This window comes from Campylobacter hominis ATCC BAA-381, assembly GCF_000017585.1.
In the GTDB taxonomy this organism is placed as follows: Bacteria; Campylobacterota; Campylobacteria; order Campylobacterales; family Campylobacteraceae; genus Campylobacter_B; species Campylobacter_B hominis.
In genome coordinates this window covers 1,162,042-1,186,253 of sequence record NC_009714.1, presented here as the reverse complement: position 1 = coordinate 1,186,253, position 24,212 = coordinate 1,162,042, and the positions used below count along the sequence as shown (strand labels likewise).

The following is a 24,212-nucleotide window of genomic DNA, read 5'->3' as shown; positions in this document are numbered from 1 at the left end:
ATTGTAACTTAACTTAAAATTTTTAAAATTTATTAAATGTTATTTATAAGATTTTTATACAAAATTTATTGATATTACATTTTGATATCGGACTTAAAATTTAAAATTTTAACTAATGCAAAAGAATAATTCGCTATAATTAAAAGTTTAATTTTTAAAGGAAACTTATGGAAAATTTATTTGAAAATCAAGATATAGTTGAGGTTGATGTTGAAGATTCGATAAAGACAAGCTATCTTGACTACTCAATGAGTGTAATTATAGGCAGGGCTTTGCCTGACGCAAGAGACGGTTTGAAACCGGTTCATAGAAGAATTTTATATGCGATGAATGATTTAGGAGTTAGCAGCAAAAGTCCGTATAAAAAATCAGCCCGCATTGTAGGTGATGTCATCGGTAAATATCATCCGCACGGAGATACAGCCGTTTATGATGCTTTAGTTAGAATGGCTCAAGATTTTTCTATGAGAATTCCTGCAGTTGACGGTCAAGGAAACTTTGGATCGATTGATGGAGACAGCGCTGCTGCGATGCGTTATACAGAAGCTAGAATGACACCACTTGCAGAGGAACTTTTAAAAGATTTGGATAAAGATACAGTTGATTTTGTCCCAAACTATGATGAGAGTTTAAATGAGCCTGATGTTCTTCCTGCACGCGTGCCAAATCTTTTATTAAACGGAAGCAGCGGAATTGCCGTCGGAATGGCGACAAATATTCCGCCACACAGTCTTAATGAACTTGTAGATGGACTTTTGCTTTTGCTTGATGACAAAAACGCGTCATTAGAGCAAATAATGACAAAGATAAAAGGTCCTGATTTTCCAACAGGTGGCGTGATTTTCGGTAAAAAAGGTATAATCGACGCTTACCGCACAGGCAGAGGTCGCGTTAAAATTCGCGCAAAAACACATATTGAACAAAAATCAAATAAAGATATTATTATAATAGATGAGCTTCCGTATCAAACAAACAAAGCGCGCCTTGTAGAACAAATAGCAACTCTTGTAAAAGATAAGTCAATAGATGGTATCAGCGAAGTGCGCGATGAGAGTGATAGAGAAGGTATAAGAGTGGTAATCGAGCTGAAACGCGATGCGATGAGCGAAATAGTTTTAAATAATCTGTTCAAACAAACCACTATGGAAGCTACTTTTGGCGTGATAATGCTTGCAATCGACAATAAAGAGCCGAAAATTTTCACTTTGATTGAACTTTTGAAACTTTTTTTAAATCACAGAAAAACAGTCATTATTCGACGCACAATTTTTGATTTGCAAAAAGCAAGAGCTAGAGCGCATATTTTAGAAGGTTTAAAAATAGCGCTTGATAATATCGATGAAGTAATTGAGCTAATAAAAACATCTGCCGATACAAACGTTGCAAGAGAAGGACTTGTAAATCAGTTCAGTTTAAGTGAAATTCAAGCAAATGCTATTTTGGATATGAAATTAAACCGCTTGACAGGACTTGAGCGCGAAAAAATCGACAATGAATTAAAAGAAATTTTAGCTGAAATAGAAAGACTTGACGCAATTTTAAAAAGTGAAACATTGATCGAACAAATTATAAAAGATGAACTTATTGAAATCAAAAATAAATTTAATTGTCCAAGAATAACGGAAATTGTAGATGATTATGATGATATAGAAATTGAAGATCTGATTCCAAACGAAAATATGATTGTAACTATCACACATCGTGGCTACATAAAACGCGTTCCAAGTAAAACATATGAAAAACAAAAACGGGGCGGCAAAGGAAAAGTAGCTATTACAACATACGATGATGATTTTATAGAGCAATTTTTCACATCGGATGCTCACGATACTTTGATGTTTGTGACAAATCATGGACAACTTTACTGGCTTAAAGTTTATAAAATTCCTGAGGGAAGCCGTACCGCAAAAGGAAAAGCTGTTGTAAATTTAATAGATTTACAAGCTGATGAAAAGATTATGGCGATTATTCCTACGACAGATTTTAATAACAATAAATCGCTATGCTTTTTCACAAAAAACGGCATTGTAAAACGCACAAATCTAAGCGAATATCAAAATATCAGATCAACCGGAATAAAAGCTATTAAACTGGATGATGATGACGAAGTTGTAACAGCTTTGATTGCAGAGCGCGATATAAACGAAAATTTGAGTAATGAAAAAGATTTAAAATCAAACGATGAAATTTTTGGCGATGAAGATGAATTGGATTCAAACGACGAAATTTTGGAAAATGAAAATTCTGAAAATGAAAATTCGCAAGAAGACGGTACAAAAATAATCGTGGTAACTCAAAAAGGAATGTGTATTAAATTTATGCTTTCAAACGTTAGAGAGATTGGTCGTGTAAGTCGTGGTGTAACTGCGATAAAATTCAAAGAAAAAGATGATAAAGTAGTTGGAGCTGCCGTTTTACAAAGCGATGAACAGGAAATTTTAAGTGTAAGTTCAAACGGTATAGGAAAAAGAACCGCTGCCGGTGAATATCGTCTTACAAAACGTGGCGGTAAGGGCGTAATATGTATGAAGCTTACGAAAAAAACAGGTGAGTTGATCGGCGTCGTAATCGTAGATGAAAATGAAGATCTTATGGCACTTACAACTAGCGGAAAAATGATAAGAGTGGATATGCAAAGTATTCGCAAAGCAGGACGGAATACAAGCGGCGTAATAGTCGTAAATGTAGATGGCGATGAGGTTGTAAGTATAGCCTGCTGTCCAAAAATTGAAGAAGATGAATCAGAAAATGATGAAAATTTAAATTTGGGAGAAAAAAACGATGAGGAGATTTAATATAGCTGTTGTCGGTGCTACTGGTGCTGTAGGAGAAGAAATCTTTCGAGTTTTAGGTGAAATGAAATTTCCTGTGAACAATGTTTTACCGCTTGCGAGCATAAGAAGTGCCGGAAGCGAGATAGAGTTTAACGGTGAAACTTATAAAGTAAAAGAGCTTACAAATACAGTTTTTGATGAAAACGAAGTCGACATTGCATTTTTTAGTGCAGGCGGTTCGGTTTCGGCTCACTTTGCGCCTTTAGCTGCTGCAAGCGGCGCTTTGGTGATAGATAATACAAGCCATTTTAGAATGCAGGCAAATGTTCCGCTTGTAGTGCCGGAGTGCAATCCTGAAGATATAAAATTTTGGAAAGAAACCGGAATAATTGCAAATCCTAATTGTTCGACTATCCAAATGGTGCAAATTTTAAAACCTTTAAATGATGCTTTTGATATTGAGCGCGTGGACGTAAGCACATATCAAGCTACAAGCGGTGCAGGAAAAGAAGGAATGGATGAGCTTGTAAACGAGCTTCAAGCATTCTTTGCTTTTAAATTGGATGAATATGAACCGAAAGTTTTTCAACATACAATCGCTATGAACGTAATCCCGCATATCGATGTGTTTCAAGATAATCTCTATACAAAAGAAGAGATGAAAATGGTGAATGAAACACAAAAAATCTTGCACAAAAAAATGGCAGTCAGCGCCACTTGTGTAAGGGTTCCTGTATTAAGAAGTCATAGCGAAGCAATTACGATAAAATTTCGCAAAGATTTTGAATTGGATAAAGTACGTGAAATTTTAAGCAATGCGCCAAGTCTTGTGCTTTGTGATGATCCGAGCAAAAATTTATATCCTATGCCGATTTTTTCAAGCAACACAAATGAAACTTATGTCGGCAGAATAAGACGGGATCTTTTTGATGAGAAAATACTGCATTTATGGTGCAGTGCAGATCAAATCCGCGTAGGAGCCGCTACAAATGCCGTGCGAATAGCACTTAAATGGATAGATAAATTTGCCGAATAAAATTTTGCCGGAATTTGCTAATTGCCAATTTCCGGCTATTTTATAATCACTGTTTTTTTAAATACTTTTATTTTTTTACTGTATAAATTTCGATTTTTTGTAATTTATATTGTAATGAAACGCAATATAAAATTTTATAAGTTTTCATAAATTCAGTTTTTAAAAAGCGGCTTATTTTAAAACGTCGTATTCTGTAATATTTCGCTAACTGAAAATTTTTGAAATTTTATAATATCTCCTTTTTAAAACATATATGCCGGAAACTATTTTAAAGCGCTCATAAAAAAGTTTATATATAATTTATAAATTTATAAACAATCAAATTTAATATAAAAAGAATACAAATAGATATAAAAATATAAGCTCGCCCGAAACAGCTTATATTTTGTTTTCCGAAAAATCATTATATTTTTTATAAAATCATTTTATATTGGATTAGCTTTTGAATTTATTATTTTTCCGATTTCTCTTAACATAAAATAACAAAAATAAAACAGACTAAAAACAAAACACGAAATTTGGCTTATTTTAAATGACAAATATACACTTTTACAGGTTGTTTCAGATATTTGAAAAATAAAAATTATAAGTATGTCTATAAAAAAAATAAAAAACGGCATCATAAACAGATATCCAAAAATATTTATACAAAAATCAATAAATTTATCAAAAAAACCATATTTTATAAAACCGTAAAATAGAAAAAATAAAAAAATCCAATAAACGAATATTTGAAGAAGTAAGATTTCAAGCCATTTAATCGGATCGACATCGAATTCGCTTTCGCTTGGAAAAATAGAGTTTATCAAAGGTTCTACCAAAAAATATCGCATACATATAAAAAATATAGCGACCGAAAAAGAAGCTGCCGTAATTTTTAAAAATAAATTTAAACGCTTTTTTATAACTGAATTTTTATTCATCAAAATTTTACCTTATATTTTTATAATTATATTAAAGAAAATGTTTAATAATATCAATAAATTTAAAATATACATTTAAATTAAGATAAAATTTTAATGGTAAATAACGCAAAATCGTATAAAGTAATAATCTATAAAAAAATTTTTCAGTTTATTTTTAATCATTGCATCATTTTATTTTAAAAAAATATATTTATATCGCTTCTCCAGTTTTTTCATTTCTTTACCATTAAAATTTTATCTTTTTTATATTTCAAAGCATAATTTTTTTAAATTTATAGTTATTTTTTCAAGTTCTAAAAGTTCGTTTTTTAACTTACAAAATTTTAAATATATTTGCCAAAAATATTATCATAAAAGTATATTGCGGTTTTTATTGTCAATATGCATACACTATTTTAAATATCTGTATATGTCATTTTTATCTTTCATATTTACCGGAGCTGTATTTTTATCAAGCATTGATTTTATTTTTTTATAATTGTCATCAAAAACTTCATTTAAGATTATAATTTGTATAGTTTATCACAGTGATATTTTTTTAATTTAAAGTAAAAATTATGATAGATTTTAAATTAATTTAAGAGGCGGCATCGCGCCTCTTAAAATTTAGACGTGTTTCCACTTGCTTTCATCAAGTTCACCTTCAGTTTTAGCAACCCAAATAGATGCAATAACATCGCCAACGACATTCATAGATGTTCTACCCATATCTAAAATAGCGTCTATTCCTAGAATCATACCGTAAGCAATCGCAACGTTTCCATTGACTTCTATACCTAGCGCTTCAAGTACCAAAAGCAGCATTAAAGCTCCAGCTCCAGGAACGCCTGCTGTTCCGACAGCTGCTAAAATCGAGGTAATGATAATGGTTAGATAATGACCGGCGCTGAGATCAATTCCACATGCGTTTGCTATAAAAAGAGAACAAATTCCAAGATAAATCGTAGTTCCGTTCATATTTACAGTTGCACCTACAGGTAATACAAAACTATAAACACCTTTTGGAACACCCATTTTGTGTTCTGCTGTATCCATTGAGATAGGCAAAGTCGCATTTGAACTTCTTGTAACAAAAGCTGTAAGCATCGGATCTTTTACCTTTTTTAGGAAATCTAAAGGACTTAGTTTGATAAGTAGGCAAATTCCGCAATAAACCAAAAATACTTGCAATGCAAGTCCGATGTAGAGTGAAATTGTAACATTTGCAAGTGAGCTAAATGCTCCTGCGCCGCTTTTGTTAAATACTGTAAACATCAATGCAAACACACCTATTGGAGCGTATTCCATAATCCATCTTACTACTTTAAACATTATTTCACTTACACCTTCAAAAAAACCGAAAACAATTTTTGCCGAATTTTTTATTCTTTCATTGCTGCTCTCTTTGCAAAATGCCAGTCCGATACCAAAAAATATACAAAAACAAATCATCGGTAAAACTTCTGTATTTGCCATAGAAGAGATTGGATTTGTAGGAACCATATTTAAAAATATTTGACTTAAACTTGGTGCTTGAGCTGCTTTTGAAACGGCAGCCGAACTATCACTTAGAACAAGTCCGCTTCCCGGTTTAAATACAAATGCGCAAGCAAGACCTATAATAATGGCAAGAAGTGTCGTCATAAAGTAAAAAAATACAGCTTTTCTGCCGACTCTTCCAAGTTTTGATGGTTCAACAGAACTTGTTCCCATTATCAGCGAAGCTACGATAATCGGCACTATTATCATCTTTAAAAGCCTGATAAACAAATCTCCAAAAGGTGATATAACATTCAGCAGAGTCGTATCTCCAAATAAAGTGATTCCTTTTGGAACGAGAATTCCTGCAATGGAACCGATTACTAAGGCTCCAAGTATTCTGTATGCTAAATTAGCACGAAAATACCAGCTAAAAATTTTTTTCATTAGTTACTCCTTTTTTAAATGAAAAATATTTTTTATTCTATCAAGTTTTGTTTTAAACGGTATATAAATTTTTTACTTTTTTACTGAATAAATATTAAAATAAATAACGTTTTTAAGTTATAGCGCATAAAATTTGTAAAATTTACTGTTTTTTGAATTTTTTAAAAATGTATCTTCTTCTGCCTTAAATAATTTGTCGATTTGATTTTTTGTGTAGCAGTCGTTTTTTATAACTTTAAATTTAAGTATATAAGAATGTGATTTTAAAATTTGCAAAAATTGAAAATTTTCAAGTAAAGTGCATTTTATAAAATGAAATTAAAAATTTGATTATGGTGGGCTCACTAGGATTCGAACCTAGGACCATCCGGTTATGAGCCGGATGCTCTGACCAACTGAGCTATGAGCCCTTTTTTAAAATAAAATGTGATTGTATAGAATTTTTGCTTTGAAAATTATAAATTTTACTAAAAAATATAAAAAATGTTTGCAAAATAAATTAAAATTTTTGAAAATAAAATAATGTGAATGTAAATATATGTTTTATTTAATGTTTAAATTGCGGTATCAGCGGATTAAATTTAAGAATTTCTAAAAAATTGTTTATAAAAACGAATAACAATGTATGCTCTAAAATTTTAAATGCAAAAACAAAAATCATAATTTTTTAATAATTTTTTTGGTAGAATTAAAAGATTTTTTTATATAGAAAGGAAAGCAATGTCTATTGAGAATAAACAAAGACGAGATTTTATCGGCATGGCATTCGGGGCGGTTGCCGCTGTCGGTGGAATTTTTGCGCTTGTTGGTCTGAAAAAAGGCTGGAATCCGCTTCCTAGCGTAAAAGCGGCCGGATTTACGACTGTCGATCTTACGCCTGTTAAGGAAAATGAGCTTTATCAAGTCGAATGGCGAAAAAAGCCCGTATTTATCCTTAAAAAAACTGCCGATATGCCAAAAAACGACAAACGAGAAATCGTAGTAGATGGTGCCAGATATACAATTTGTATAGGTCTTTGCACACATTTGGGCTGTATACCAAGCTATAAACCGGCACAAAAAGAATTTGTTTGTGCATGCCACGGAGGCAGATTTGACGCAAATGCTATAAATGTATTTGGTCCGCCGCCAAGACCGCTTGATATTCCGCCTTTTAAAATTGACGGAACTAAGCTTGTTTTGGGTGAAGAAGGTCCGGAATATCTAAAAATGGTAAAAAAGGCATAAGGGGAGAAAATGGCACACATAAAAAAAGCAACTGGACTTTTGGATTGGTTTGATCAACGATTGGCTACAAATAAATTTATGAAAGTGATGATGAGCGAGTATTGGATTCCTAAAAATATTAACTTTTTATGGGCTATGGGCGTTACATTGCTTGTTTTATTTTTATTTTTGTTTATTAGCGGGCTTATGCTTGTAATGTATTATAAACCTGATGCAAACCTTGCATTTGATAGCGTAAATTTTACAATTATGCAAGAAGTTGAATACGGATGGCTTTGGAGACATATACATGCAGTTTCAGCATCAGTTACATTTTTGATTATATATATACATATGTTTGTAGGAATTTATTTTAGATCGTATAAAAAAGGTAGAGAGATGATTTGGATTGGCGGAATGCTGCTTTTCATCGTTTTTTCTGCCGAAGCGTTTAGCGGCTATATGCTTCCTTGGGGACAAATGAGTTACTGGGCTGCTATGGTTATTACAAATCTATTTGGCGGAATTCCTGTTATTGGTGATGCTCTTGTAGAATGGATAAGAGGCGATTATGCAGTAAGCGATCCGACACTTACAAGATTTTTTATGCTTCATGTTTGTTTGCTTCCTATTGTTACTATTGCTATTATCGCATTTCATTTCTATTCTTTGAGATTTCCGCACGTAAACAATTTAGAAGGCGAAGAGATAGATTTCGATTTGGAAGCTGAGAAATTCCTTGAAGGAAAAACAAAAGAGAGTAAAGTTATTCCATTTTGGCCTGGATTTTTATCTAAAGATATATTTTATGTAAGTCTTTTTATGATTTTCTTTTTTTATTTGGTAGGTTTTCAATTTAATTTTGCTATGGATCCTATAAATTTTGATCCTGCCGATAATCTAAAAACTCCTACACATATTTATCCTGAATGGTATTTCTTGTGGCAATATGAAATTTTGCGCGGATTTTTCTTTGATATAGGTAGCTTAAAAGCGGCTGATATCGGATTTATAGCGTTTGGATTTGCAGGCATTAGTTTATTTTTGCTTCCTTGGCTTGATAGAAGCGATAAAGTGGCTCCGGCTCATAAAAATTATGCATTTTTGATTTGGTTTTGGGTTCTTTTGATTGATATGGTATTTTTGACAATTTTTGGAAAATTACCTGCTGATGGAGCAACTTTTGGTATCAGTAATTCGCTTATAGGTTTTATATTGTCTATGATTTATATTTTAGAGATTGTTTTAGTGTTGCCGCTTATCACAATTGCTGAAAGAAAAAGGGGTTAATTATGAGAGATCTTAAAATTTTAATCATATTAATTATTGTTATAGGTTTTACTTATTATGGAATTGAACCTTATGCACATAGCATAATGAATCCGACTGTCGCAGATGCTAATTATGATGTTGAATTGGAAGATAAGCAACTTGCAAATACAAATGTGGAAAATGCTAAGATTGAGTTTGAAAATTCTAAAAAAGAAGTGGAAAAATCTGCTAATTTACTTCAAAAAATAGAAAAAAAAGGAAAAGAAAACGAAATTAAAGAAGCTAAAAAAGCATTAGATGCCGCAAAAGCAAATCTTAAAAGCGCAGAAAATACACTTGAATCTGCAAAAAACACACAAGATAAATACACATTATTTTGGGATGATATAAATAAAATTGATTTAAGTAAAGGCGACGCAGCACAAGGCGCTGATTTATTTATGGGCGCCTGCTATTCTTGTCATGGTTTAAAATCAGCAGGATTGGATCCGGTTTCCGATGCAAATACGTCAAGTGAAGCGTATGGTGTCAATCCGCCTGACTTAAGCAGTGCCGGATATTTGTATTCTGATAAATTTTTAGCAGCTATAATTAAAAATCCGGCTATGGCGACAAAAGTGGATCATAAATTCGGCGAAGAACGAATGCATCCGATGATACCATTTACAGCTATGGAAGATGAGTCGAAAGAGATATCAAGCATAGTTGCATATCTGAAATCAGTTGCACCTAAAAATATGGAAAATAGTGCTGTTTTTGAAGATGCTTGCCAAAGATGCCATGATTTAAGATACGATAAACGTAAAATGACAAGTTTGCCGAATTTTGTAAAAGATTATATGGGTTCATTTCCGCCTGATCTTTCTACAATGATAAAATCTAGGGGAGCGGATTATTTGCATAAATTTATAAACGATCCGCAAAAAATGCTTCCAGGAACTGCTATGCCGCGAACAGGTTTAAATGAAAAAGCAGAGACACAAGTGATTGATTATCTTTATGAAGTAGGCGATGGAAATAAAGCGAACAGAGAAAAAACCGCTTTGTATATAATGCTTTATTTTGTAATTTTGTCTGTTTTTGCATGGTTATTCAAACGTCAAGTTTGGAGTAAATTGCATTAAATTTAAGCTTTTTAGGTAATTTAAAATTACCTAAAAATTTTTATATTTTTTTGTGGACATTTATTTACAAAAAATTAATATAATTTTGTTTGAAAAATTTTTTTAAGGAGAGTAAAAATGAAAAAATTACTAGTAGTAGCTGCTTTGGCGGCAGCATGTAGTGGAAGTCTCTTTGCAGCTGACGGTGCTGAACTTTATAAAAAATGTGTTCAATGCCACGGTAAAAATGCAGAGATGCAATATTTTAAAAAAGTTCCTGCTTTAAATACAGTCGCTAAAGAGGAAAGACTTGAAACTATGAAAGCATTAAAAGCAGGCGAACTTAATGGCGGAAAAGGTAAATTCGGTCTTGGCGCCGTTATGAAAGTTCAAATGTCAAAACTTAGCGAAGAAGATTTAGCAGCAGTAAATGATTATATCGAAACTTTGAAATAGTTTTTTAGAGGCTTCGGCCTCTAAATTTTTTTATTTTCTACCTTTATTATATTTTTTAAAATTCAACTGTTTTAGCAATTTAAAATAATTTTTTATTTTAGTAAATAAATTTCAATAAATCTTTTTTATACAATTCTAATTTATCCAATTTTTATTTATAATATCTTTTTTAACATTATTTATTTGGTTTATAATTAACTATTTTACTTTAAAGTTTTTCTGTAATATAATTTTGACTTTTTATATATTTTTTGCCGTCGATGTTAAAATAAAACTTTTATTCAGATATTGTTACAATTTTTAATATTTTTATTCATTTGTTTTTTTAAAAAAATGTAAGATATTTTTTATTGCTTATACAAATAAATCTTTTATATTTTTAATTTATATGTTTTTAAAATCTTGCTGTAAAAACAGACAATTTTAATTAATGAATTTCTAAATCATGAGAGCTTTTATAACAAAAAACAAATTATAAATTTAATAGTATTTATTTAAATATATTTTTTTATCAAATCAAATTTAAAAATTAAATATTTAAAATTTTAGGGATAAAATTAGTAAATTCTAAAAATATCCCAAAATTTCAAAGCAACTATTTTTTTGTAATTTTATAAAGCCAATCTCCAAGACTTTGAAAAATTTGCACGATTATCAGCAATACTACAACGGCGATATATAAAATTTCATTATCAAAGCCGTTATATCCGCGATTTATCGCCAGTGTGCCAAGTCCACCGCCTCCTACTACGCCAGCCATTGCCGAAAAGCCGATAATTACGATAAGTGTCATTGTGATGTTTGAAATGATTGACGGCAGTGCCTCAACCAAAACAACTTTAAAAATTATTTGCCAGTCGCTAGCCCCAAAACTTTCCGCCGCTTCGATTATGCCGAAATCAACCTCTTTAAATGAACTTTCAATAAGTCGTGCTATAAATGGTGCAGCGCCGATTGTAAGCGGTACAATTGTAGCTGACGTGCCTATATTTGTGCCTACTATCAACTTAGTAAGCGGCGCGATTGCGATAATTAAAATGATAAACGGAAAACTTCGCAAAGTATTTGTCAAAACATCGAAAAATCTGTAAATTTTAGCGTTAGGTCTTAATCCGTTTTTTGCGCTCATAAATAGAATAATCGCAAAAATAAGCCCCAAAATAAAGGCTAAAAATGTTGAAATCAGTGTCATATAAAGTGTTTCCCAAATAGCAGCAGGAAAGCCATCCATAAATTTGGTGCAAATTCTACTTAAAAACTCAACCATTATTATTCCTTTGTTTGTAAATTTTTATCGTCGGTGGAATTTTCATTAAAATCGCCCCCGTTTTCATCTTTTACCACTTCCCATAAAACGCCCGTTTTTGCAAGATACTCCGTAACATTTTTTGTGTCCTCGTTTTTTATATTTATAACTAAATTTCCAAGCACATCCTCGTTTAATTTTTCCAATTTTCCCCACACGATGTTAAAATTTATGTCAAGTTTTCTCGCCATATTTGTAATTGTGCATTCCATAGAGTGCTGTTTTGGAAAATACAGTCTGATATTTGTGCCGAAAGAAGGCAAAATTTCATCGTATCCAAGAAATTTTTTCATATTTTCATTAGGTTTCAAAAAAAGTTCCTGGATATTTCCTGCATTTACGATTTTACCGTTATCAAGCAAAACAGCGCGATTAGCGATGCTTTTTACGACATCCATTTCGTGAGTTACCAGCACAATTGTGATTTTAAGCTCTTCATTTATCTTTTTTAGTAGCGCTAAAATCGACTTTGTAGTATTTGGATCAAGTGCACTTGTCGCCTCGTCGCTAAGTAAAATTTTAGGATTTAATGCTAAGGCTCTTGCTATTGCGACACGTTGTTTTTGACCACCGCTCAGTTCTCTTGGGTAAAAATTTTGTCTGTTTTCAAGACCGACAAGTTTTAAAAGCTCTTTGACGCGTTTATTTATTTCGCTGCTGTCAAATTTCCAAACCTTAAGCGGTAAAGCCACGTTTTCAAAAACTGTTTTTCTGCTCATTAAAGCAAAATTTTGAAAAATCATACCGATATTTTTGCGAAATTCTCTAAGTTTATCTTTTTTTATATTGCTTATTTCGATATCATTTATTTTAACGGAGCCTTTCTGATAATTTTCAAGTCCGTTTAAGCATCGAAGCAGGGTGCTTTTACCTGCGCCACTATGTCCTACAAGGGCAAAAATTTCACCGTCATTTATGTTAAAATTAATATCTTTTAAGACCTCATTTTTACCGTAACTTTTACTTAAATTTTTAACTTCTACCATGTTATTTCCTACTTGAGTTTTATAAATTTAAAAGTCAAGTTTTGATATTTCCTTTCATTTTTTTAAATATAAAATAGACCGCCAACACAAGAAAAATAAAACCTATTAATAATCTATAAAAGATAGCTAGTAGCCATATTTGCCAAGCGTTGCAAATGCATCACAACCTTGTTGATCGCCCAAGTCGCAAGCCTTGCCATAATACTCCTTTGCCGTGCTATAGCTCTGTCTTACACCTTGGCCATTTTCGTATAAAACTCCAAGATTACCGCAACCTTTATATTCTCCATTATCACAAGCTAATTTAAAGTATTTAAAAGCCTCTTTGTAGTTTTGCTCCACACCTTGACCATTCACATATAAAAATCCAAGATTGGTGCAACCTATATGCACTCCATTATCACAAGCTAACTTAAAGTATTTAAAAGCCTCTTTGTAGTTTTGCTCCACACCTTGACCATTCACATATAAAAGTCCAAGATTGGTGCAACCTCCATACTCCCCATTATCACAAGCTAGCTTATAGTATTTAAAAGCTTCTGTATAGTTTTGTTTCACACCTTGACCATTCACATATAAAAGTCCAAGATTGCTGCAGCTTCCATAATCTCCATTATCACAAGCTAATTTATAGTATTTAGAAGCTTCTGCGTAATTTTGCTCTACACCTTGACCATTGGCATACAAAATTCCAAGACCGCTACAACCTCTATACTCTCCACTATCACAAGCAATTTTAGAGTATTTAAAAGCTTTTTGATAGTCTCCTGCCTCATAGGCTTTGGCAGCAATTTCAAGCTCATCGCCGAGCAAAACAGCACAGACAAAAGATAGCAAAACTATAATCTTTTTCATCCTATACTCCCTTTTAAATTTGGTTATTTTAGCATTTTTATTTTTTAAATATAAAATAGACCGCCAATACAAGAAAAATAAAACCTATTAAAATAACCTATAAAAGATAGCTAATAGCCTTTTTGATTTAGATCTGCAAATGCATCACAACCTTTTTGATCGCCCAAGTCGCAAGCCTTACCAAAATACTCCTTTGTCATGCTATAGTTTTGTCTTACACCTTGACCATTGGCATATAAAACTCCAAGATTGTAACAACTTCTATGTTCTCCATTATCACAAGCTAACTTATAGTATTTAAAAGCTTCTTTGTAATTTTGTCTTATACCTTGACCGTAAGCATATAAAAATCCAAGACTGTTGCAACCTAAATATACTCCATTATCACAAGCTAATTTATAGTATTTAGAAGCTTCTGTGTAATTTTGCTCTACACCTTCGCCAAGTCTATATAAATTTCCAAGACCGTAACAACCTTCATACTCTCCATTATCGCAAGCAATTTTAGAGTATTTAAAAGCTTTTTGATAATCTCCTGCTTTATAAGCTTTATCAGCAATTTCAAGTTCATTGCCAAACAAAACAGTGCAGACAAAAGATAGCAAAACCATAATCTTTTTCATCTTATACCTTTTCTTAAATTTGGTTATTTTAGCATTTTTATTTTTTAAATATAAAATAGACCGCCAATACAAGAAAAATAAAACCTATTATGTGATTTAACCTTAAGGTTTCATTTTTAAAAACTAGCAGCGTAAATGCTGTAAATACAACTAGCGTGATAACTTCTTGCAAGACTTTTAACTGCCATATGTTAAATGCACCGCCATTTTCCACAAAGCCATATCTATTTGCAGGAATTTGAAAACAATATTCAAAAAATGCAATTCCCCAACTAAGTAAAATTATCCAAATAAGACTAAGTGAGCTAAAAGTTGGTAATTTGCTAAGTTTTAAATGCCCATACCACGCAATTGTCATAAATATGTTTGATAAAATTAGCAAAATTATTGTGTAGTATGGTTTCATTTTAGTTCTTTAAAAATTTTAAAGTCATCAATTTTATTAAAAATTTTATTTCTGTTTTGATCAAGCTCATTTTTTCTAGCTAAACTAATATCAATAAATTCTTTTTCTTTTTCAATTCCTATAAAATTTCGACCTAGTAAATTTGCAGCAATTCCAGTTGTAGAGCTTCCACTAAATGGATCACAGATAGTTGAATTTTCATAACTTGCCATTAAAATAAGCCTTACTAAAAGCCTTAAAGGTTTTTGAGTTGGGTGTTTACCACAACTTTTTTCCCAAGGTGCAATGGCAGGAAATGCCCAAACATCTTTCATCTGCTTATTGTCATTTATCTTTTTCATAAGCTCATAGTTAAAAATGTGTTTGTGTTTTTCACTTTTTCTAGCCCAAATAATCTGTTCTGTTGAGTGAGTGAGATAACGACAACTGAAATTTGGCGGTGGATTTGTCTTTTGCCAAGTAATAATATTTAGGATTTTGAAGTCTAGTTTTTGTAAAGCTCTGCCAATAGAAAAGATATTGTGATAGGTTCCACTAATCATTACACTTCCATTATCATTTAAAGCGTTTTTTGCCATTTCTAGCCACTCTAAATTAAACTTATCAATCTCATCAATGCCATAACTTTTGTCCCAATTGCCCTTATTTACGCTTACAATCCTTCCACTTTGGATGCTAAGTCCGTCATTTGAAAGAAAATAGGGTGGATCGGCAAAAATAAGGTCAAATTTACTTTTAAATTTAGGCAAAATTTCAAAAGTATCACCATTATAAAGTGTAAATTTTTTATCATCACTTATAAATTTAGCCATTTTTTACCTTGTCAATAAATTCTTTTAAGTTGGATAAGTTGTAAATTTCAACACTTTTATAGGCTTCTTCAAGTTTATTTTTAGCGCTTAACCAGCCTTGTCCATCTGTTATCCAAATAAATTTATATTTATTGTTTAAAGAAATTTTTGCATTTATTTCGGTGTAGCCTCTTGCAACTTCGTTTAATTTTGAACCGCCTGAGTTATAGAAATTTGTCTCAATTAAATATGTAAAATTTTTAGATTTTATAACAAAATCAAATCTTTTTAGATCCTTTCCCAAATCCAAATCAGCAAAATTAGTGCTTTTTACCTCTTTTTTATACTGAATTTTTTCTTTATCTAGTTTTTTGGCAATTAAATTCTCAAAATTTGTTCCGCCTCGATTTTTCCTAGCATTTGTATCCAAGCCTACCTCTATACCAAAAACATAATCATTTAAATTTTTAATTTCTGAGTTTTTGAAAATTTCTTCAAGCCCTGTTTGTTTGAAAAAATCATAAATTTGTTTTGGATTTTCAAAATAGTTTTTTAAATCTATTAAATTTCCACATTCATCAAGTAGTTTTGTATTTTTATCTCGCACAGCAATCAACAAATTTAGCACAGAAAAACACTCTTTGTTTTTGCTAAATAAAAACTCAATTTCTGATTTTAAATCCTGCTTATTTAACAAATAATTTAATTGGTTTAAATGAATAGAGATCTTTTTTATGTTTGTAGAGCATTTTTTAAAATTTACAAAATAATCAAGTGTAGCATTTGTTTTTTGTAGAGTTTTTAAAAAATCATTAAATGAAATTTTGTTTTTCATCTTCAAATTTCCAAACTTCTTATCTCATTTTCAACTTTACTGAGCTGATCTTTTGCGTTTTTTAGTCCTTCGCGGTTGGTTTGCACAACCTCAGCCGGGGCATTAGCGATAAATTTTTCATTTTTAAGCATTCCCTCAAGTTTTAAAATCTCTTTTTCAAGCTTTGTTTTTTGTGCGTTAAGCCTTTTTAAAATCTCACTTAAATCAACACCGCTTAAAGGCACAAAAACGCTTAAATTTTGGCTTACATCAGCCACTGCGTCGGCTACTTTCTCGTTCACAAATTTAACATCATCGCATTTTGCAAGAAGTTTTATAAACTCAAGTTCATTTTCTAAATTTATATTTTCATTTAGCTTGATATAAGCAAGTGGAATTTTTGAATTTCCTAAATCAATAGTCGCTTTTGCACGGCGAATGCTAACAACAGCTTCAATTATCAAAGAGAAAATTTTCTCCGTTTTTTCGTTTATCTCTCCTGCTTGTGGATATTTGTCAATCATTATTGAAGTTGTATTTTCCAAATCAGTGCCACTTAAATTTTGATATAAATACTCACTTAAAAACGGCATAAACGGATTTAAAAGTTTCATAGCTTCTTTAAAAATCGCGCCAAGTTCTGTTATAGCTGATTTTTCGGCTTTACTAAGTTCAATTCCCCAATCACAAAATTCATCCCAAAGGAATTTATAAATTTCTGTCGCAGCATCGTTAAATCTATAATTTTCCAAATTTTCGCGCACACATTTGACGCATTCATTAAAACGACTTAATAGATATTTTCCAAGTTCGGTTTTGATTTCACATTGACTTAAATCATCGAATTTTGAAGCGTTTAAAAGTAAAAATTTATGTGCATTGTAAAGTTTATTTGTAAAATTTCGCACTAAAATAAGTTTTTCTTCACTTAGTCTAATATCGCGTCCTTGAATACATAAAAGTGCCAAAGTAAAGCGTAAAATATCAGCACTGTATTCGTTTATTTTATCAATCGGATCTATCACATTTCCGCTGCTTTTACTCATTTTTTTGCCGTCGCTTGTCTTAACCAAAGCGTGTAAATATACATCGTGGAAAGGCAGTTTTTTAGTGGCTTCTTCGCATTGAAAAAACATTCTTGCAACCCAGAAAAATAAAATATCAAATCCTGTAATAAGCATTGTATTTGGATAAAATTCTTTTAAATCGTTTTCAAACCATTTTTCATTTTTAAGTTCATCGCCGTTTCCCCAACCAAGCGTAGAAATCGGCCAAAGTCCGCTACTAAACCAAGTATCAAGGACGTCTGGATCTTGATGAAGTTTTTTACTGCCGCATTTTGGACAAATCTCTGGCATTTCTTCTTCACTTGCCCATTCAAATCCGCACTCATCGCAATAAAAAACAGGAATTTGATGGCCCCACCAAAGCTGACGCGAAATACACCAATCTTTAAGTTCTCGCATCCAGGCGTTAAAACTATTTATCCAATGAGTTGGGAAAAACTCTGCGCCGCCATTATTGACGGCTTTTATAGCTTCATTTGCAATCTCTTTTTTGACAAACCATTGTTTTGAAATGTATGGTTCTACGACATTTTTGCAGCGATAGCAATATCCGACTTGATTTGTATAATCTTCGATTTTGTCGATATTTCCAAGTCTTTCAAGCTCCGCAACGATAGCATCTCTTGCTTCAAGTCTTTCTAAACCTTCAAATTTTCCGCACTCTTTATTTAAAATTCCTTTTTCGTCAAAAACGGTAATAAACTCCAAATTGTGTCGATTTCCAACTTCATAGTCGTTTTGATCGTGAGCCGGGGTTACTTTTACCACGCCGGTTCCAAAACTCATATCAACATATTCATCGGCAATTATTTCGATTTCTCGCCCGATTATAGGCAAAACGACTTTTTTACCGATTAAATTACTATATCTTTCATCATTTGGATTTACCATTACAGCACTATCGCCAAAGAAAGTTTCAGGTCTTGTTGTTGCTAATGTTATGAAATTTTTAGAATCATTAGCTAAAAAGTATTTTATATAATAAAGTTTTCCTTTATGTTCTTTGTGTTCAACTTCCACGTCACTAAGTGCGCCGTCGTGTGTGCACCAATTAACCATATAATTTCCACGAACTATAAGACCTTTGTCGTAAAGATGCACAAAAGCCTTTTTAACCGCTTTTTTTAAGCCTTCATCCATCGTAAAGCGCGTTCTTGACCAAGCAGGAGTAATACCGAGCAGACGCATTTGCTTTAAAATAGTACCGCCGCTTTGTTCTTTCCATTCCCAAATTTTTTCTAAAAATTTTTCGCGTCCAAGCTCTTCTTTTTTTATCCCTTGGGCTAAAAGTCTCTTTTCTACGACATTTTGAGTAGCGATTCCTGCGTGATCCATTCCGGGTTGATACAGACATTTAAATCCGTCCATTCTTTTGTAGCGAGTCATAATATCTTGCAGTGTAAAAGTAAGCGCGTGTCCGATGTGAAGCACTCCTGTAACATTAGGAGGCGGCATCATAATGCAAAAATTTTTGCCTTTTTTTTGAATATTTTTGTTGCCGTCTATCTCAAAATATCCACGTTTTTCACAAATTTTATAATATTTTTCTTCAACTTCTTTCGGATTATAAAAATCAGCCATTTTTTACCTCTAAATTTAAAATTTTAACCTATGATTCTACTTAAATTTTGGTAAAAAACAGCTGATTTAAAAACTATTTAATTGTAAAATTTTCGAATTCCAAATCGTAATCACTCATATTTTCGTCATTCACACTGAATATGCTTGCCGCAGGAAGCGAACAATGTCCGTTTAAAATCACTTTTAAAGGGCTATAAAATGTAGCGTGTCCGTAAAATCCGTCATTTGCGCTGATAATTCGATCTGCTTTAAACTCTTTGTTGCTGAATTTTATGCTATCTTGTGTTTTTTTGCTTCTTGTTTGCGGATAGATATTTTCATTTACGATTTCAAAACACGAGCTTACGCCTTCATCTACGATGATATTGCCTGCGTCGAAATTATTTGGTGAGCTTATATCTATTTTTGAAAAAATTATATCGCCTATTTTTAATTTGTTTAAATCGATCTTTTTGCCGTTTTGATCCACAAATTCTCTGAAAATATCAATATTTACACACTCATTTTTTTCGAAATCACAAAAATCGTGTTTTAAAGGTTTTTTTGCATATCCTGCACTGAAAAGCGTGTAAAAAACTTCATTTTGCGGCAAAATTTCTATATTTCTATCTTTTAAAGTAAAAATTTTTCTAAAAGGAACATTTTTTTCCAAAATTTCGTTGTTTATTTTAAGTCCCGCTTTTTTTATGTCGTCATCTTTGTAATCTTTCAGTGCTCTTATTAAAAGTGCCGTTTCAAATGTATTGCGCGGTGTTTCAAGATTTGATAAAATTTCTTTTATATTGTTTTTAGTGAAAATTTCCGTTTTTTCATTCAAATATAAAGCCGAAATTTTATCGCGATTTGACATTGCTTCGGAAATTTTAATCTCATTTCTTAAAATTTCAAATTCGGTTTTCAAATTATTTGTTTTTAAAATTTCTGCAAGCATTAACTTTGAAGCAAAATTTTTAATATTTTTTCTTTTGTCTAAAATTTCGTTTATCTCGCTATTTTCAAGTTTGTCGAAGCGGTTTAATACAAAATAAGCATAAATTTTATTATCCAAATTTTCTTTACGATCTCTTAAATTTTTGAAAATTAATTTTTTTTGAAAATTGCCGATAAGCGAATATTTTTTATTAAGTTCAAGCAAAATGTTTGATGCATAAATCGAATAAAATTCGTTCGGTTCGGAGTAAAATCCCCAATAAGCGAAGCTTCCGTCGTCTTTTAATCTGTAAAGCAAAATCGAAACATAATCTCTTAACTGCTTTAAAATTTCATTTTCTTTGTTTTTTTCATATAAAAAGTCGAATGCGACTAATTTTGAGCTTACCTGTTCGGTGCAAAAATATGGATATTGCGATAATTTTTGCGCTAAAATTTCAGAATCCGGCGCATTTGATAGCGATACGGACAAATCGCCGTAACTTTCATCAAGTCTAAATTTTAAAGCCTTTTGCGTGTATTTCGCTTCATAAAAATAACTTTTCGGATATTGCGAAATTATATCGAAGTTCAAGTTTCGGCTGAATTTTTCTTTACCGTCAAAAAGCGTGAAATTTATGTTTACAATTCCTAAATCAAGTGCTTTTAATGGAATTTTAAAATTTAAATTTTCAAGCGCTTTCACGGAAATGTTAAAATCGTTTTTTTCTGTTTTTAAATTTTTACTCAGTTTTAAATTCAGTATTAAATTTTTGTTCTCATTTGTCGTGTTTATTATGTTTATCGGAAAGTTTATCTCGTCGTTTTTGACCAAATAATCAAGTGCCGCAACTTTTAAAACTATATTATCCTTTATTTGAATATATGAATTTGTAGAATTTATTCCTTCGTCGTTTGTTGAAATCGCGGTAATTCTTACTTTTGAATTAAAATTTTGAGGAAATTTCACGTTAAATTTTGCAATTCCTGTTTTATCACTGATGGCTGAAAATGTTTTTATAAAACTTCGCTCTTTGCGGTCTTTTACAGGACTTGTATCCTGTTTTGCCGCATCCATCATTTTGCTAAGCATAATTCCATCGCCGCCGAATTTAAGCGTTTTCAAATTTTGTTTATCATATCTGCTGATGTCGTCAAAAGCGTCAAAATACGCGAAATAAAACCATTTAGGCATATTGAAATAATTAAAAATTTCAAGCTCTTTTTTATTTAAAATTTCCAAAATTCCTTCATCAACTACAAAAAGCGTAACTTTGCTGTTTGGCGAAGTTTTTGCCGAAACTTCAATCTCTTCGCCGTTTTTCGCCGTTTTTATATGTTCAAGTGTCAACGGAATTTTTTTGCTTGAAATTTCCAGTTTAACGGGAATATTCGCGTAAGTTCGAATCGGTTCGGTGCTATTTTTGCCACTTTGAAAAATTACAGCGTTTATAAAGCCGCCTTTAAAGTTTTCAGGCACTTTTAGACTAAATTCCGATGAATTGTTTTTGATTTTTAAAATTTTAAAATCTGAAATTTTATCATCAACAAGCGCGATGTTTAAAATTCCATCGGTGATTTTTGAATTTATTACACCTTTTATGGTTTCACCCGGCAAAAAACTGTCTTTTTCAAGCTTTATATTTGCACTTAAAAGATCATTTTTATTCAGTCTTGCATAGTAATAAAATCCGCCTACATCGACATTTACACTAGCGCTTGAGCCGCTTAAATAATCATTTGCCACGATGATATAGTTTCCGCCGTTTTCAAATTTGTAGTCAAAGCTTTTATCCGTTTTAAAGCTGTCCTGTAAAACAAACTCATTTTGCTCTTCAAATTTTCCGCCATCAAAAATATAATCATAATTTATTTTATAAATTTCTATATCAAGTTGCCTATTTACAGGCTTTTTGTCTTTTGCGTTAAGGCTTAAAATTTCGAAATTTACGCTTTCGTGCTCGCTTATGAATGTTTTATCCGCTTTGATCGCGGTTAGATATTTGTATGGAAAAAATGTGAAATCTTTGTATTTTCTTGAGTTTTTGTTGCCGCCAAATACATTAAAATCGGCTCTAATTTGTGCTACGTTGCTTATTTTTGTATCAAAATTTGTAGGGATTAAAACGCTGTTTTCGGCATCGTTTCCAAGTAGAAAATCCTCATAGCCTGTTTTAAAAGCCGTTTTTTTATAAATCGTTTCATTTAAAAAAGAGAAATTTTCATAATTTTTATCTTTAAATTCCTTTTCAAAAACAGAGTAGTTCAAAGTTGCGTTTAAATTTGCCGCAGGCGCGCCAAAAAGGTAGTTTGCAATAAGTTTTAATTCGATGTTCTCGCCTTTAAAATATTCATCTTTTTTTGAGAGAATTTCACCTTTGATATCATTTGGCACGAAGCTTTCTACGCTAAAACTTTTATTTTGCAGCACTCTATTTTCAAAAATGACTTCAAGTTTGTAAAATCCGCCTTTTTCTCCCATTTTTTCATCTATAAAAACGGTTCCGAAATCGTCCGTTTTAGCGTTTTTATTTATAATTTCATTGCCGCTAGGATCAAAAATTTTGATATTTACAGGCACGTTTTTTACGGCGTTCAGTTCATTGTCTTTTAAGAAAAAAATCGCGTTTACGTTTTCGTTCGGTTTTATCAGTTCACTTGCAAAATACAAAAACGATTTAGTTTTAATATCGCTTTGATTATAAACATTATTTATTGAATTTTTTATAATTAAAAAGCCGGTTTCGCCGCCTTTTTTAACGACTATTGATTTTATTTTTTTACCTTTTACGTTATCTTCGTCAATTTTGAAAATACCGTTTTGATCACTTTTTCCTTCAAAAAGCAGCTCATTTTTGTCACTGTAAATTTCTAAATCGGCATTTTTTAAAATTTCTCCGTTACTGATTCTTGAAGTAAGCACCGAAAAGCTATTTTCAGTTTGTAAAAAAGCGGCTGTAATATCGCTTATATAAGCTATTTTTGTTACACTTTTCAGTTTGTCTTTTTCATCTTTGTAAAAAATCTCAAACTTATAAACGCCATCGGGAAATTTTTCAAGACTAAGATCGATTTTATGTTCGCTAATCTCATTTTGTGCGCTTTTTAATGAAAATTTTTCACTAAAAACTTCGCTTACAAAATTTCCTGCATAATCGTTAAAATTTAAAAAATATCTGAAATTTTGATCTTTTATTTTACTTACTAAAATTTTAATTTCATTTATATTTGCTGATTTGAAGCTAAGAGTTGCGTTTTTTGAAAAGATATTCTTATCATCACTAAAATCGATAAAAATAGCGCGATTCGGTGTTTTTAGCGAAGCTGTGAAATCTTTTCTTAAAATATGATATTTGTCGCCGAAACCTTTTAAAAGCGTGATTTTATATGTTTTATTCGGCTCAAGCTCATTACTTAGAATGTCGATTTTGCAGTTATATTTATCATTGTCATAAAAACAACCGTTATTTTTAATATTTATATGTGAAATTCCGTCAATTTTTACAAATCTTGCCGAAGCTTCAATATAATCATCGAACAAAACGCTAAAGCCGATTTTTCCATGATTAAAAGCTTTCGGAATAATTTTATTCGGCTCAGTGTTTATTGCGCTTTTATTATCGATAAATTCGCTGTTATTTACATTAAAATTAAAATTTTCGTCAAGCGAAATTCCATAAATCGACTTTAAATTTTTTGAAATTTCAAGCTCCAAATTTTGCAGTTTTTTATCGTGTTTTATAAAAAAAGTTCTATTGTCGTCGCTTAAAATTTCAAAATTTTCATTATTTTTACTCAGTTTTTCTTTCGTGAAAAGTTTTAGATTTTTTTTAATCTCTTCCGGCGATATGAAATCGTTAAAATTCAGTAAAATCATCTCGTTATTTAGATTTTTTGCGTTTGTTATTTTAAAATCTTCAGTTTTAAAACTTTGATTTTCGCATTTGTAAGTTTGTCCTTTGATGAAGCCGTTTGCAGGATAAAAATTAATTTCGTTATCTTTTATAAATTCGTACGTTCCATTGATTTTAGGCTCACATTTTAGAATTTGAGATTTTGAAATTTCGCCTGTTTTGTTATGTTTTAGGCTAAGTTCAATTTTTAAAATTTCTTCATTAAGATTCAGACTTTTAACGTCCAAATCTGCAAAAGCATACGAAAAAAGCAGCAAAAACAGAGTTAATTTTTTCATTATT

At 31.4% G+C, this 24,212-nt stretch carries 17 protein-coding genes and 1 tRNA gene; 6 read left to right on the top strand and 12 right to left on the bottom strand.

What is annotated here, in order from left to right; translation table 11 throughout:
- Positions 1-167 precede the first annotated feature (167 nt).
- Both gyrA and CHAB381_RS05805 read left to right on the top strand, forming a co-directional pair.
- Complete coding sequence (gene gyrA, locus CHAB381_RS05810) at positions 168-2,795, top strand: DNA gyrase subunit A (RefSeq protein ID WP_012109096.1); 2,628 nt, start codon at positions 168-170, stop codon at positions 2,793-2,795.
- Complete coding sequence (locus CHAB381_RS05805; RefSeq protein ID WP_012109095.1) at positions 2,782-3,810, top strand: aspartate-semialdehyde dehydrogenase; 1,029 nt, start codon at positions 2,782-2,784, stop codon at positions 3,808-3,810. Before gyrA ends, CHAB381_RS05805 begins: the two co-directional genes overlap by 14 nt.
- A 425-nt stretch (positions 3,811-4,235) precedes the next feature.
- Here CHAB381_RS05805 and CHAB381_RS05800 read toward each other — a convergent pair whose 3' ends face one another.
- The 3 genes from CHAB381_RS05800 to CHAB381_RS05790 form a co-directional block, all read right to left on the bottom strand.
- Positions 4,236-4,733 carry a hypothetical protein gene (locus CHAB381_RS05800; RefSeq protein ID WP_012109094.1) on the bottom strand — a complete coding sequence of 166 codons (498 nt, stop codon included), beginning with the start codon at positions 4,731-4,733 and terminating at the stop codon, positions 4,236-4,238.
- A gap of 609 nt (positions 4,734-5,342) precedes the next feature.
- Positions 5,343-6,641, bottom strand: coding sequence for a dicarboxylate/amino acid:cation symporter (locus CHAB381_RS05795; RefSeq protein WP_012109093.1), 1,299 nt, complete (start codon positions 6,639-6,641; stop codon positions 5,343-5,345).
- 333 nt (positions 6,642-6,974) lie between these two features.
- Positions 6,975-7,051, bottom strand: a tRNA-Ile gene (locus CHAB381_RS05790).
- A gap of 310 nt (positions 7,052-7,361) precedes the next feature.
- Here CHAB381_RS05790 and CHAB381_RS05785 point away from each other — a divergent pair.
- From CHAB381_RS05785 to CHAB381_RS05770, 4 genes are all read left to right on the top strand, one after another.
- Positions 7,362-7,868, top strand: coding sequence for a Rieske 2Fe-2S domain-containing protein (locus CHAB381_RS05785; RefSeq protein WP_012109091.1), 507 nt, complete (start codon positions 7,362-7,364; stop codon positions 7,866-7,868).
- A gap of 9 nt (positions 7,869-7,877) precedes the next feature.
- Entirely contained in the window at positions 7,878-9,137 is a 1,260-nt protein-coding gene (locus CHAB381_RS05780) for a cytochrome b (RefSeq protein ID WP_012109090.1), read from the top strand.
- Between the two features lie 2 nt (positions 9,138-9,139).
- Positions 9,140-10,243: a c-type cytochrome gene (locus CHAB381_RS05775; RefSeq protein ID WP_012109089.1), complete on the top strand. Its 1,104-nt coding sequence runs from the start codon at positions 9,140-9,142 to the stop codon at positions 10,241-10,243.
- A 117-nt stretch (positions 10,244-10,360) separates the two neighbouring features.
- Positions 10,361-10,678: a c-type cytochrome gene (locus tag CHAB381_RS05770; RefSeq protein WP_012109088.1), complete on the top strand. Its 318-nt coding sequence runs from the start codon at positions 10,361-10,363 to the stop codon at positions 10,676-10,678.
- A gap of 595 nt (positions 10,679-11,273) precedes the next feature.
- On the opposite strand, the gene CHAB381_RS05765 is transcribed toward CHAB381_RS05770, so the two are convergent.
- From CHAB381_RS05765 to CHAB381_RS05725, 9 genes are all read right to left on the bottom strand, one after another.
- On the bottom strand, positions 11,274-11,945 hold the full coding sequence (locus CHAB381_RS05765) for a methionine ABC transporter permease (RefSeq protein WP_012109087.1): 672 nt from the start codon (positions 11,943-11,945) through the stop codon (positions 11,274-11,276).
- Between the two features lie 2 nt (positions 11,946-11,947).
- Positions 11,948-12,970 carry a methionine ABC transporter ATP-binding protein gene (locus CHAB381_RS05760; protein WP_012109086.1) on the bottom strand — a complete coding sequence of 341 codons (1,023 nt, stop codon included), beginning with the start codon at positions 12,968-12,970 and terminating at the stop codon, positions 11,948-11,950.
- A gap of 126 nt (positions 12,971-13,096) precedes the next feature.
- Positions 13,097-13,825, bottom strand: coding sequence for a tetratricopeptide repeat protein (locus tag CHAB381_RS05755; RefSeq protein WP_041570504.1), 729 nt, complete (start codon positions 13,823-13,825; stop codon positions 13,097-13,099).
- Positions 13,826-13,935: 110 nt separating this feature from the next.
- A complete protein-coding gene (locus tag CHAB381_RS05750; RefSeq protein WP_041570503.1) occupies positions 13,936-14,448 on the bottom strand; it encodes a tetratricopeptide repeat protein in 513 nt (170 codons plus the stop codon).
- A 37-nt stretch (positions 14,449-14,485) separates the two neighbouring features.
- Entirely contained in the window at positions 14,486-14,854 is a 369-nt protein-coding gene (locus CHAB381_RS05745; protein ID WP_012109085.1) for a DMT family protein, read from the bottom strand.
- Positions 14,851-15,666, bottom strand: coding sequence for a DNA-methyltransferase (locus CHAB381_RS05740; protein WP_012109084.1), 816 nt, complete (start codon positions 15,664-15,666; stop codon positions 14,851-14,853). The genes CHAB381_RS05745 and CHAB381_RS05740 overlap by 4 nt, the downstream gene beginning before the upstream one ends.
- The gene (locus tag CHAB381_RS05735; protein WP_012109083.1) at positions 15,659-16,480 is read right to left on the bottom strand and encodes a type II restriction endonuclease; all 822 of its coding nucleotides are present in this window, start codon (positions 16,478-16,480) and stop codon (positions 15,659-15,661) included. The genes CHAB381_RS05740 and CHAB381_RS05735 overlap by 8 nt, the downstream gene beginning before the upstream one ends.
- Positions 16,481-16,482: 2 nt before the next feature.
- Entirely contained in the window at positions 16,483-19,107 is a 2,625-nt protein-coding gene (locus tag CHAB381_RS05730) for a valine--tRNA ligase (RefSeq protein WP_012109082.1), read from the bottom strand.
- A gap of 73 nt (positions 19,108-19,180) precedes the next feature.
- On the bottom strand, positions 19,181-24,208 hold the full coding sequence (locus CHAB381_RS05725) for an alpha-2-macroglobulin family protein (protein WP_012109081.1): 5,028 nt from the start codon (positions 24,206-24,208) through the stop codon (positions 19,181-19,183).
- Between the last annotated feature and the right edge of the window lie 4 nt (positions 24,209-24,212).

Coding starts and splice junctions, on each gene's coding strand:
- gyrA (WP_012109096.1), top strand. CDS start 168: ATGGAAAATTTATTTGAAAATCAAGATATAGTTGAGGTTGATGTTGAA.
- CHAB381_RS05805 (WP_012109095.1), top strand. CDS start 2,782: ATGAGGAGATTTAATATAGCTGTTGTCGGTGCTACTGGTGCTGTAGGA.
- CHAB381_RS05800 (WP_012109094.1), bottom strand. CDS start 4,733: ATGAATAAAAATTCAGTTATAAAAAAGCGTTTAAATTTATTTTTAAAA.
- CHAB381_RS05795 (WP_012109093.1), bottom strand. CDS start 6,641: ATGAAAAAAATTTTTAGCTGGTATTTTCGTGCTAATTTAGCATACAGA.
- CHAB381_RS05785 (WP_012109091.1), top strand. CDS start 7,362: ATGTCTATTGAGAATAAACAAAGACGAGATTTTATCGGCATGGCATTC.
- CHAB381_RS05780 (WP_012109090.1), top strand. CDS start 7,878: ATGGCACACATAAAAAAAGCAACTGGACTTTTGGATTGGTTTGATCAA.
- CHAB381_RS05775 (WP_012109089.1), top strand. CDS start 9,140: ATGAGAGATCTTAAAATTTTAATCATATTAATTATTGTTATAGGTTTT.
- CHAB381_RS05770 (WP_012109088.1), top strand. CDS start 10,361: ATGAAAAAATTACTAGTAGTAGCTGCTTTGGCGGCAGCATGTAGTGGA.
- CHAB381_RS05765 (WP_012109087.1), bottom strand. CDS start 11,945: ATGGTTGAGTTTTTAAGTAGAATTTGCACCAAATTTATGGATGGCTTT.
- CHAB381_RS05760 (WP_012109086.1), bottom strand. CDS start 12,970: ATGGTAGAAGTTAAAAATTTAAGTAAAAGTTACGGTAAAAATGAGGTC.
- CHAB381_RS05755 (WP_041570504.1), bottom strand. CDS start 13,825: ATGAAAAAGATTATAGTTTTGCTATCTTTTGTCTGTGCTGTTTTGCTC.
- CHAB381_RS05750 (WP_041570503.1), bottom strand. CDS start 14,448: ATGAAAAAGATTATGGTTTTGCTATCTTTTGTCTGCACTGTTTTGTTT.
- CHAB381_RS05745 (WP_012109085.1), bottom strand. CDS start 14,854: ATGAAACCATACTACACAATAATTTTGCTAATTTTATCAAACATATTT.
- CHAB381_RS05740 (WP_012109084.1), bottom strand. CDS start 15,666: ATGGCTAAATTTATAAGTGATGATAAAAAATTTACACTTTATAATGGT.
- CHAB381_RS05735 (WP_012109083.1), bottom strand. CDS start 16,480: ATGAAAAACAAAATTTCATTTAATGATTTTTTAAAAACTCTACAAAAA.
- CHAB381_RS05730 (WP_012109082.1), bottom strand. CDS start 19,107: ATGGCTGATTTTTATAATCCGAAAGAAGTTGAAGAAAAATATTATAAA.
- CHAB381_RS05725 (WP_012109081.1), bottom strand. CDS start 24,208: ATGAAAAAATTAACTCTGTTTTTGCTGCTTTTTTCGTATGCTTTTGCA.